This window comes from Candidatus Lokiarchaeum ossiferum (assembly GCA_025839675.1).
Taxonomy (GTDB): domain Archaea; phylum Asgardarchaeota; class Lokiarchaeia; order Sigyniarchaeales; family Promethearchaeaceae; genus Lokiarchaeum; species Lokiarchaeum ossiferum.
On the sequence record CP104013.1, the window covers coordinates 5,085,099 to 5,097,171 of the forward strand.

A 12,073-nucleotide genomic window follows, 5' to 3' on the forward strand; every position below is an offset into this window, starting at 1 on the left:
CAATTTACTGAACAAAAAATGAAAAAAAGTAAAAAATTTTTCTCTCTTTTTTTATTTATCCTCTAATTTTTTTTAAAATAGCGATATCTTCAGATTGTTCCTGGATCGTTTTCAATTTTATCCAATCTTTATTCAAGAAGGCACTTGTTTGTAAAAACAGTCCTGGTTTAAATTTCCTATCTAACTCATCATCAATTTCAACCTTTTCAACTTTCACACTTCCTATTTTCTGAATTTTCAATTCTTCTAATGGTTTGAAAATCAATCGATTCTCTCTTGTTAATAATTCAATCCACCATCTACCTGGACTTTCCCAATTTGCATGATAAGAGAATAAAGCTCCTCTTGAAGATACGCCTGCTCCCGTAAAAATTGATCCTTTTTTGAACCATGAGAGATTTCCTGTTTTAAAGCATTTTATGTCCTCCGGATTTCCTCCTAAGAAGAAAGCCATGTCAATGACATGTGTAGAATTGTGTAATAGCCAATTTTCCTTAATGCCGGTTGCTTTTTTTATGTCTTTAATTACGTGACTCCATTCAGTGAATTCAAATAGAAAAGATTTCACACCGCCATCTTTCTTGATAATTTCTTCCGCTTTAATTGTAGATGCAAAGAAACGTCGATTGTAAGCTAAAAGTACATTTGAATTATTTTTAATGGCTAATTCATTTAAGCTCAATATATCTTCATCATCTACACCACCAGGTTTCTCAAGAAGTATATTTTTAATTTTCTTATTAATTAAAATTCTAGTTACTTTTCCCAATTCAGAACCCGTTACTGCCACAATTGCATTTTCTGGAATTGAAATGCAATTGTCGATCCATTTTTTTATTCCCCCTGCTATTGCAACTATTCCGGTCTCTTTTTTGAATTTAGTAACTCCTTCTTCACTCCTCCCAACAACGACAAAAGGAACCTCCAAATTATTCAACACTTTGGAATATTCGATTGCCATATATCCTGATCCTATGAGTAATATTGTATTATTTTTTTTTTGCATTTTTTATCACTGTTTAACTAAATGGTAGGATTTCATATTTTGAATCTGAAAAGTTATTTATATAATCCAGAACTGGTTTAAAAATAGATAAATGAAGCTTTTTTGAGTCTGAATATGATGTTAATTCACACGAATTTGTCTTAATTAAATCTTCAATTAAAATATTTGTTAATTCACTTTGATATGGGAATTTTATTTCCTTTTTTATCCATTTTTCAGATATCTGTGGATTGTATGTGAGAATTTCCAGTTCAGATTCTTTTAATATTATTCTCTTTTCATCTGTATAAATTTCATTGATTAATGGCAGATTTCCTGAAGGTAAACAATGCAAAAATCCCGATGTACCATTTTTGAATTTAATATTTAATTTTCCATTCATCTCATAAAACCCTTGACGTTTACTTTTGGATAGTTTTGGAATTAATTCGCTTGTATCAACAACAAATTCGGTAGAATCAGTTAAAAAAGCAATTATGTCAATGAAATGTATCGCGTTTGACATCAAATTAAATTTACTCCCTGAAATTGAAAATGAAAATTTATTTCCTCCAATAATATCTTTGATTTCTTTATACACAAAAAACATTCTTCGTGGACAATTTACCCAAGCTTCAGATTTATTGGTCTTTAACAAATTTTCAACATAATTATAATCCTCAAGTTTCTGAAACAGCACTTTTTCTAAAACAAATTTCTCCACGTGATTTTTAGCCAGTAGATTTTCAATAACCATTTTACGTACATCGGAATTTGTTGCAATAATCGCTACTTCAAAATCAATATCACTAAAATCTATCTTATTATGATAAGAAATTGTATGTTTCGCTTCACATTCTTCAACGGAATTATATCTTTGTTCAGCAATCTTCAGTGAGTTTTGATTTGGATCGACGACATGGATTTTCAGAGGAAAATTAATTTTCTTTAAAGCTTGTAGGTGTCTACTTCCTAAATTTCCTGTCCCAATAACACATATATTTTTTTTCATAATGTTTTTACTTCCTCGCTAATTTTCTTTTTTTTTTTAAAAATTCTTCTAATTATATTTATTAATGTAGATAATTTTGCTTTGAGGTTTAACTTCAATGCGGCAATATTTTTCTTCAAATTGTTACTTTCTCTGTCTTTTTTTTTTGTTCCTATAATTTGGGTAATTAAAAATTTCAATTCTACCGCCATTTTAAGATAAACCCTCCGTTTATAGTGTCTAATATTATCAAGAATATCTTCCTGCTTAACAATTTTTCTAACATCTAATAGATAACAATTCTTATGAGATTTAATGAATTCATCTAAACAATTATTCATTTCTATGTGTCTATTTAGGCTATTAGTTTCAACTTTATTTGACGAAGGTGGATGAACTTCAGAACCATTAATGAATATTATTGGTTTTCCACCAATTTTGTCTACAATATATTCAAGATTTTTCTTAAATTCAGATACAGAAATTAGCCCTATGTATTCAAAATTTTCTTTAAAGAAATTGTGAAAATTCTTATCCATTCCAGAAATTTTTGCGTTCCGAAATCTCGATTCAAATTCATCCGGATCTTCACTTATAATATTCGTATAGCCTCCGTAAGCGATTTTAATCTCATTTTTCTTTGATTGATACATCTCTTGTGTGTAATCCATCAACACGCTATAAACTAATATATCGTATGAATTAAGATCAAATATATTTGTTTCAAAATTCATTTGATCCAAAAATGGGATATTTGATATCATTGCATTTTTTTGATTTTTAGACAATATCTGGGAATTGATAATAAATGAAGTGTGTTCTCTATGAATTGGATGGTTATTTTCTAAAACAGAATTGAATTCCCTTAGAATCTTCAAATTTCGCTGATACAAATAATGATCCATTTGCTCTAAATCGCATCCTCCTTTTATTAATATCGAGAGTTGCTTTTTACTTAACTCCGTCTTATTATGGAGATTTTTTTTTTTTTTAATTTCTTGCTTAATCCAATAAACATTTTTGCTCTTACTTAATGGAGTTGCTACTTCTTCGATAATCTCAATCTTTGGATAATTTAAAGATTTGTAAATATAGTTTTCAACTCCTAAATTTAAAATTCTACAAGAGAAGATGAAATGTTCCAGATAATTCTCTTCTTTTTTCAAAGAAACAAACCCTGCAATTCCATAGTCTCCGTATTTGTCTGTAACTTTGATTATAAAATTTATATAGCTATTATCTTTTAATAAAACGGATAGTTTTTCCAAAGTTATTCTATTCTTTGTATAATTCAATTGATTCGTTCTATTTATTAATTCATGAATTCGGTTAATATTGTCCAAACAATCATATTGAATCATTATTTTGATTTTAGATTGTTTCAAAAATTCCTCATTGTCGGAATAATTCATTTGAGCTTTATTTTTTTTTTCTAGAATTTTATACTGTTTCAATCTTGTTAGTTCAGAATCGTTTTTTCCGATAAATGCAGGATGAGATTTTATTTTTTGAATAAACTCTGGTCCGACAACATTGACATTTGGATTGTAAAATGCTACTTCTTCCCTATTGAGGTGATTATCATCAATAAACAATACATTTGTCTGTCTAAGTTGTGTATTATTAATTATGTTTTTAATCATTTGACCTTTAGGCTCCCAGCTAATATGCGGGAAGATAAAATATTTCCAAATTCCTATATTTTCTAATTCTTTCTTGGCATTATTAAAATCATTCTTTGAAGCAATTGCATTCATAATTCCTTTTTTGGAAAGATTTTTAATCAGATCTATCCTCTTATCAGTTATTCTAATCGAACCTTCTGAAAGAGTTCCTTTCCAAAGTGTATCATCCAGATCCCAAATAATCAATTTAATATTTTCCACTTCGATTAACTCTCATTGAATTACAATATGATGAAAAAATTTTCATTTCTTAAAAAATGATAGTTCTCTTTATTTGGCATTTGATATTACGTATTTCATGAATTTTTTGGGGTTAATAGTTTCCATAACAAATAAATAATCATTTTTATTTACTAATTTCATAAAAATCAAGACGAGAAAATAACCAATAACTGTGAAAATTGTCAAAATTATTAAAAGTACAATGTTTTCTCCGATTAAATTGTTTATAATTATGGATATTGCTAAAAATGAAAGGTTAATAAATATGAGCTGTGTGGAAATTTTTGAAATGTTTCCAAAATTAAAATCTTTGTTTACATAATAACGACCTACAGGAATTGATACGATATATCCTAGATTGGGACCTATTGATAAACCTATTAGCCCTAAAGTGGGAATTAAAAATAACCAACTAATTATTGTGAAGAATAACCCTACTAAGCCAAAAACCAATACCAATTTATTCCTTCCGGATGCTATTAATATTGTGCCATAAGGATTCCATAATCCCCACGAAAATAAGGTAAAAATGGAAAACAAAAGGAATTTTGTTCCATGAATGTAATAAAATTCCCCAAAGAAAACTTTGATAAATAGTGGTGCAAGGATAAACGCTCCTATCAGCATTAATCCCCAAAATATCATCATATATCTTTCAAATAGTTGTACTTTGAATTTCAACTGTTCATGATTATTTTTAGCTATCAAAGAAGAAAAAGAAGGGAGAAACAGTGAAGATAAAGACTGTTGAATCAAAAACAAAATTCTTAGGATATTCTGAATGACATAATATACTCCCAAAATGGATTCATCGTAATGTTGCAGGAAAATAAAAGGTCCTAAATTTTGAATGCTTATTGATATCAAACTTGGTATTAGTAAAGGAATTGAGATTTTTAAATAATCTTTTAACAAAGATTTAGAGGGTTTTGTTAATTTAATGTCTTTAAGGTAGTATATATAAAATAACAAAGATATAAAATTGGCAATTATAATGCTTAAGCAATATAAGAAGAAACTTTCTGCAATAAAAATAGCATAAGCTTTAAACGTTCCCAAAATAAGGCTATTAATGAAAGTAGGGATTTGCATTTTTACTATTTTTAATTGAGCTTGAAGAGTTGTTGAAAAGACAAAATTTAATGATTGTAAAAAGGAAGAAATGAAATATATTTCTAATATCTGAATTTGTATAGGATTATTTGATATAATTTCATTTTCAATTTGGTAATCTAAAACGAAGTAGATTCCTATTGAAGTAACGATGATTAGTACAAGTTTTAGTATCAAGTAAGTTGAAAAATATATGTTCGTTTCTAATTTCTGCTCTGATGTCTTCTTAAGATGTGCAGTTTGAAAACTTAAATCAGAAAAAAAATTGAAAAATGCAAAAATGGACACTGCAATCGATAAAAAGGCAAATGATTCTGGGGAAAATTTCTTTACTGCAAAAAAAAAAATTCCTACACTTATTATTTGACTGAAATATTTAGAAATTAAGATTAAAATCGAATCTTTTGCAGCCATATTGAATTTATATAGAGTTTTTTAATTTTTGAATTTTTTCATAGGTTCATCGATCGAATTGGAATTCTAACTACTTTTTCTATTTATCTTAAATTGACTTAATGAATTTAATTATGTATCCTTTGGATATAATCGCTTAGCAAATCAAAAATTCTTAGGAAATACCCATAGAATTTATGTTTAAACAAAACTATTATATTTTAAGTAATCTATATAAATTTAATATTGAACTAAATTCATATAAAAATTGGGAAATTGAATGCATTTAACAGTGGATAACGCAGAAAAAATTGGGTTTATATTTTTTAATGAAATTCAATTGCTCAAATTTCGATTTGCAGAAAAATTCAATAATTTTTTTTTATTTAATGATAATTTCGATGAGGTAGAATTTCAATTTCTCAAATCAATAAAAAAGACGATTTTTCAGTTCAAATCGAAGAATATATTGAAAAATTTGAAGAAATCAACTGTTAAATGTGATAATTTTTATGATCACCTAAATTCGAAATCAATCAGAGAAGTAAATTTCAAGTCAATTGAAATATATAATTATATTCTTAAAAATTCTTTAAATCTAAACAATTCAACTTTTAACGATGTTAATCTCATCAAAGTATATAGGATGAGTATTCTCCTGGACTTGATCGATATTTTTTCTCAATTGCGAGGATTAACAAATTTTCTTGAAAAAAAAAACCTAAAATATATTTTAATTGCAAGTTCGACCCGCCAAATAAGTCATATAATTTCAAAAAACATTTCAAAAGAATTTTCAAATTTAAAATGTATAGGAGTAGCAAAAAAAAAGGAGAAACAATTAGTAAATCCGAAGTTGAGGAATTTCTTGTGGAGTATATATTTCATAAAGGAAAAAATTGACTATCTAAAAAAATCTTGGATTAAAACAACAAAAAACTCCTACAACTTGAGTACAAGAAATATCAAGATTAATTTTGATCATCGAAGGTTATTAATTTTGATTGTCTCAGAAAATCAGTTTCAACGTGTAATTATTGTCTTAAACGAGTTAATTAAAGAAAAGGATTTAGATATATATGCATTACTCATGCCTACTGTTGCTACCTTTAAAAATATTGCTTATTTGAATAGTATTAAGATATTTACTTTTGATATATCTAATGATTTATCATTATATAGGAAATCTCGAGAATTATATGATTTTAATTCTTGGATATCAAATTATTTTAAAAAAGAAATCTACAATTTTGACAGAAAATCACCACCAAAATATCCAAATGAGAGGAATTTAATCCATTCCATTTTACTTAAGAATTTCACAAAATTCCCAATTTTAATAAAAATCCAGCAAATAATGCAACAATGTTTTAGAAAAATACAGCCAAGTCTTTCAATTTATTTGAATGAATATATTCCTGAATCGAAGATATTCGAACAATTGAGTAAAAAATATGGTTCAAAGCTTATTTTTATCCCCCATTGTGCCGCAGGAGGATATTTATATGAACCATTAACCATGGATTATGCTTTTTTATCTGGAGCTATGGAAAATATGTATTATAGCTCCCTTCCTGGTAGTACAAAAAGCAAAACCCAAGTTATTATTACTGGAAGTCCTCATTATGACAAATTATTTCAATTGAAAGAAGAAAAGATCAAAAATAAATCCAAAATCATTTTTTCTTTAAAAAAAAAATTAAAATTGACTAAGGAGACAAAAATTATATTATTGGTCACCAACCCAATTAATAAAACTTTGCTGGAGATTATGATAAAATCAGTCGTTCTTTCAGCTAATCAATATGAAGACGTTCACCTAATAATAAAACTTCATCCTAGAGAATTTTCATCAGATTTTCATACGAAAATAGTAAATACCTATGGAAATCCAGATAAAACAACTATTTTGAAACATGGTAACATTGAATTATATGATTTGTTTCTAATTTGTGATATCGTAGTGGGAAGATTGACAAATGCATTAATAGAAGCCGTTCTCTTTGATAAAAATGTAATTGACTTAGATTATGATAATTATGGAGATCTTTATAATTTACATAAATATGATTCTGAAATTAGAATCACAGATCCAAAAAACCTTAATGAATTTGTAAAGAAATTGCTTAATAATGAAGAGATTGTTGCCCAATTAAAGAAAGGAAGAAAGGTTTATGAAAATCTTCTATCCGATGGAAAAAAATTCCAATCCGCAAAAATAATGAAGGAAAAAATCATTGAGATATTAAAATCTGAAAATTAAACTAATCCGATTTAACAAGCCCTTTAGATATAACGAGACCAACACATCTATTATTATTATTATTATTATTGTAAACTACGAGAAATCTTTGGTATTGTATTTAGAAATTTGTATTCTTCTACCATTTTTTTCCTACAAGACCGATACATCTTTCGATTAAACCCGATATAAATTCCGTTATATATTGCTCGGATTTGAGTAAGAATAATTTTGTACTCTGAATTTTTCATTGCTACTCTCAATTGAATTAATGTTTTTTTTATTAATTGTCTGGGTAAAAAAATAAGAATTTTTAATAATGAATAATGTTTGAAATGAAGAATGATCATATTTCGAGTATACAGATACAACTGAAAGAGATTTACTCGTTCATTTTCTTTATTGTTGACAGAATTAATTCTTACTTTATGTAAAACTGTTGTTTTTGGAAAATATTTAATGATATAACCGTTTTGTTTTGCAGTTAGATTCCAATCTGTTTCTTCCCAGTACATGAAAAAAATCTCATCCAAAAACCCGATTTTATTAGTTATTTCTGTTCTAAAAAATAAAGCAGCTCCAACAGAGTAATCTGTATCAATAGTTTTATCAAATTGGCCTGAATCCTTCCTATTTTCTCCAATGTGGTAACTTAGATAGAAATTACTTGGGTTTATTTTTGCTCCAGCATACCAAATAATATTTGGATTGGAAAATATTTTCATCTTGGGGGATAACATTGCTACATTCTTGTGTGCCTCCATATATTCATAAATTTTGCTTAAACAATCGGGATCATCAATTTCAGTATCACAGTTAAGCAAAAATGTGTATTTTGTTTTAACTCTTCTGATTGCGTAATTATTTCCTCCTGCAAAACCTAAATTGAACTTAGGTTTAAAAATACTTATCTCGAAGATATCTTTGAATTTAATTTTCAAGCTTTCTAATTCTAAAATATCAAAATTATTGGGAGAATTATCTACAATGACAATATTAAAATTTAAAAATGATTGAGAAGTGAGAGATTTTAAACAAGCATCAATTAATTTTGAAGTTTTATAATTTACAAAAATTATTGTTATTGAAAATTTCTCAGTGGCCATTAATTCTTTGAATTATTTATTACTTAAAAGAAATTAATATCACATTATTCTATCTCTACATTTTTTTTAACTAATTTAAAGAAAATTAAATTAATTAAAACACTATTAATAAATGTAGTATTAAAATTGAATAAAATAGAAGAAATGATTACTAAAAATGTCTAATACAATCAAAATCGCAATGTGTGGATGTGGGCATATTGCTCCCCGATGGTTGGAAGTTTTTTCAAAAAACTCTGATATAGAATTAATTGCTATCGCTGATCCAAATCCTGATGAATTTAAGAAGTTAAATGATTTTGATCTTCAGAATGTTAAAAAATATTCCAATTTAGATGCTGTTTTTGCAAATCATAAAATCGATGCGGTTTTCATATTAACTCCACCACAATATCACTCTCGCTATATTATTGAAGCTATCGAACACGGAATTCATGTTTTAACTGAAAAACCTTTATGTGTCGATCTCAATCAATTTTTACATATTAAGAAGGCTGCTGAACTGGCGAGAGAAAAGAAAATTATCACGGCTGTTAACCAACAATATCGTTGGAACCCAAGAATTTTATCTATTCATGATTCAATAACTCAGAATCGGATTGGTGATATTTTTTTGGTCAACTCAATTTTTAATCAAAATAATTATCATTTTAAACGTTGGTGGCGTAAACAACATTCTTACATTAGTATTTTTAATTGGTATATTCATATTATTGATTCAATGAGATATTATTTATCTCAAAAGCCAATATCAGTTTCAGCGCGGTTTATTCGACCACCACATTCAAAAATACTTGGATATTCATCATTACTTATGGATGTAAATTTTGAAAGTGGGACTGTTTGGCATCTTACTGCAAATCAAGAGTCGATAGCTGGCCCCACTACTTCCGGTCATTCTCGATTTACCATGTATGGGTCTGAAGGTACTTTAGTTAATACGAAGAACGATCCTCCATACATTTATACGAAAGATGGGGAAAAAATGGAGTTGGGGGAAAATATTGCTGATATTGACAATGAATCCACCTACCCTCCTGGATGGGCAGATACGGTTGAAAAATTTGTTCATTCTATTCGAACTGGGCAAGAACATCCAACTTCTATTTTTGATAATCTTTGGACAATGAGTATATTATTGGCTGCCATTAAATCCCATGAAAACAATAGAGAAGTCAAAATATCTGAAATTTTCGGAGAAAAAAAATAATTATATTGAAAAACCCGCCCCCAACACTTAGCAAAAAAAAAAACAGAAATAATGGTGATTTAAAATAACTTTGGAAACTGGTTTAAAAATTAGTGTGTTGATCCCTAGTTGGAACGGAGGAAAAGGCATTATGAATACTATTGCCAAGTTTAAGAAGCAGGATTATCAAAATTTTAATCTTATACTAATACTTGGGGGAGAAGATACATATATCAAAAAAGCAAAAAAAATACAGTGGGATAAACTTACTATTATCCCCCAAAAAGTCCCGAACAAATTGAGATCTTATAATGATGCATTACAAGACTCATCTAAAATCGGGGATGTTATTGTTTTTTCAGATATCGATTCTGAGATACCAATCGATTTTTTGTCAAAATTTGCACTTAACTATTCAAATCCAAAGAAAAATATTGTAACTGGGAGATGTCTGCCTTTGCAGAAAACTCAAAATCTCGTTGAAGTGGGTTACACCAAGATGTGGAATAAAGAACATTCTCAAAAAGGTGAAATCGTTAATTTTATTTATGGGGCTTGTTATTCAATGAGAAAAGATTTCTTTTATGGGAAATTCCATAAATTTGATGAAACTGTCCAAATCGGAACTGATCCTGCAATAGTAGAACAAATCAATGCGCTGAATGAGCCAATTTACTTTGATAAATCCATCTTGATTTACACGGATATCTTTAGCGAGAATCCTAAAAAGTTTTTGTTACAAAAATCTCGGTGGTATAGAATTTTGTACCTAAAATCTTTACAACGTAATGATAAATCAAAATTTTTGATGGGTTTAAATTTTATATTTAGCTGGAGCATGATTTTGATCATCCCACTGTTATTAATTATTAATTGTCTTTTTGTCCAAAATATCTATTTTTTTATATCTCTTATATCATTTTGGACAATAATTATGGTAAAATCTTGGGTGTCAAGTTTTCTAAGGATGTATTGCGAGAAATCTGACCTGAAATTTCTATTCAAGTCATTTATCTTCATGTTAATTAAAAATTTAATTGTAATTATTGCATCAATAGAGTTAATTTCAAAAAAGCACAGATATCAATGGAGAATTTGAAAACTAAAATTTGAATTCTAAATTTATGTTTTTTCCTGAGATGTCAAATTGATTACGACATTTTTTTGCATTTCATTCTCTTTTTCTTTGCTCTCTTTGGATTAAATCGCACGCCTTAATCCCGAATTAGACTCTTTTTGTGTGAATTTTCCAATATTTTGGATCCAAATTCTGGTTCGGAGTATATTGTTGCACAGAATTGCTCTTGGTGAATTTTAACAAAAATAATGAAGTTTTCGAATTTATTTCCTTCTAAAACACAAATTAAATAAATTTGAAACAAATTTTACTTCCATCTTCAATTTTGAAAAAATCACGGAGATATTGTTCCGAGATAAATTCTAGAATATGGGATTTATGGGAAGTTCTTTGGATCTTTAAAAGTGCCCCGCTTACTTGATTGTGAACATTATTTCTCGGCCACATCTGGACTTTCACACATTTAACTTCACCGTATGTTCTCGATTCACCCACGAATCCGTCGATGATTATAGTGGGATAATTATTAATATAATTTTGAAGTAAATTATCCATTGTGGGGCTAAGCTTTAGATTCAATGTTCCAAAATATGGAAAAAAACCAATTTTTTTATAAAATTGTTCTAAGTATTGAGGGTGTTTAATATAGTGGGCACCTTCCCCCATTCCAGATAACAATGTTCCACAATATGTGGTTTCATTTGAAGCTTTGAGACTGATTATTTTTAATTGCTCATAGATATTATTCAGTTGAGCATATCCTTCAGTTGTGAGTTCTAATTCACCACCACGACCTTCAAAATTGCGAATTATTAATTTTTTTTCTTCTAATTCTAAAATTCTTCTAGAAATTGTTTGTTGACTAATTGGAAGAATTTTGCATAAATCTGGAGTTGAAATCGTCCCATTATTCTGCATTTTGTGGTAGGAAATCCATAAAAGAAAAAACCATTCTTTCTCTCCTACGAAACGTTCGTCTGGTACATAATTACTTGAATTTTCATTTCTATCCGACATCAATACTATCAATATATTTTCATTCCACATAAAATAACTCATTTTTGAGTAA

At 27.9% G+C, this 12,073-nt stretch carries 9 protein-coding genes; 3 read left to right on the plus strand and 6 right to left on the minus strand.

All coding sequences use genetic code 11. The features are described from left to right. Positions 1-55 precede the first annotated feature (55 nt). The 4 genes from NEF87_RS21770 to NEF87_RS21785 form a co-directional block, all read right to left on the minus strand. Complete coding sequence (locus tag NEF87_RS21770; protein WP_371803636.1) at positions 56-1,006, minus strand: Gfo/Idh/MocA family oxidoreductase; 951 nt, start codon at positions 1,004-1,006, stop codon at positions 56-58. A gap of 13 nt (positions 1,007-1,019) precedes the next feature. Continuing rightward, complete coding sequence (locus NEF87_RS21775) at positions 1,020-1,997, minus strand: Gfo/Idh/MocA family oxidoreductase (protein ID WP_371803637.1); 978 nt, start codon at positions 1,995-1,997, stop codon at positions 1,020-1,022. Continuing rightward, the gene (locus tag NEF87_RS21780; RefSeq protein WP_457917487.1) at positions 1,994-3,862 is read right to left on the minus strand and encodes an HAD-IIIC family phosphatase; all 1,869 of its coding nucleotides are present in this window, start codon (positions 3,860-3,862) and stop codon (positions 1,994-1,996) included. Before NEF87_RS21780 ends, NEF87_RS21775 begins: the two co-directional genes overlap by 4 nt. 69 nt (positions 3,863-3,931) lie before the next feature. Next, positions 3,932-5,410, minus strand: a complete 1,479-nt coding sequence (locus NEF87_RS21785; protein ID WP_371803639.1) for an oligosaccharide flippase family protein — start codon at positions 5,408-5,410, stop codon at positions 3,932-3,934. A 625-nt stretch (positions 5,411-6,035) separates the two neighbouring features. On the opposite strand from NEF87_RS21785, the gene NEF87_RS21790 reads away from it, so the two are divergent. Continuing rightward, a complete protein-coding gene (locus NEF87_RS21790) occupies positions 6,036-7,652 on the plus strand; it encodes a hypothetical protein (protein WP_457917488.1) in 1,617 nt (538 codons plus the stop codon). A gap of 65 nt (positions 7,653-7,717) precedes the next feature. Here the strand turns inward: NEF87_RS21790 and NEF87_RS21795 are convergent, their stop codons facing one another. Beyond that, positions 7,718-8,737 (minus strand): glycosyltransferase family 2 protein, encoded by a 1,020-nt coding sequence (locus tag NEF87_RS21795; RefSeq protein ID WP_371803641.1) that lies wholly within the window; start codon positions 8,735-8,737, stop codon positions 7,718-7,720. A 157-nt stretch (positions 8,738-8,894) separates the two neighbouring features. Here NEF87_RS21795 and NEF87_RS21800 point away from each other — a divergent pair, with 157 nt between their 5' ends. Then, a complete protein-coding gene (locus NEF87_RS21800; protein ID WP_371803642.1) occupies positions 8,895-9,947 on the plus strand; it encodes a Gfo/Idh/MocA family protein in 1,053 nt (350 codons plus the stop codon). Between the two features lie 70 nt (positions 9,948-10,017). Next, the gene (locus NEF87_RS21805; RefSeq protein WP_457917489.1) at positions 10,018-11,025 is read left to right on the plus strand and encodes a glycosyltransferase; all 1,008 of its coding nucleotides are present in this window, start codon (positions 10,018-10,020) and stop codon (positions 11,023-11,025) included. 264 nt (positions 11,026-11,289) lie between these two features. Here NEF87_RS21805 and NEF87_RS21810 read toward each other — a convergent pair whose 3' ends face one another. After that, positions 11,290-12,021, minus strand: coding sequence for a DUF120 domain-containing protein (locus tag NEF87_RS21810; RefSeq protein WP_457917490.1), 732 nt, complete (start codon positions 12,019-12,021; stop codon positions 11,290-11,292). Between the last annotated feature and the right edge of the window lie 52 nt (positions 12,022-12,073).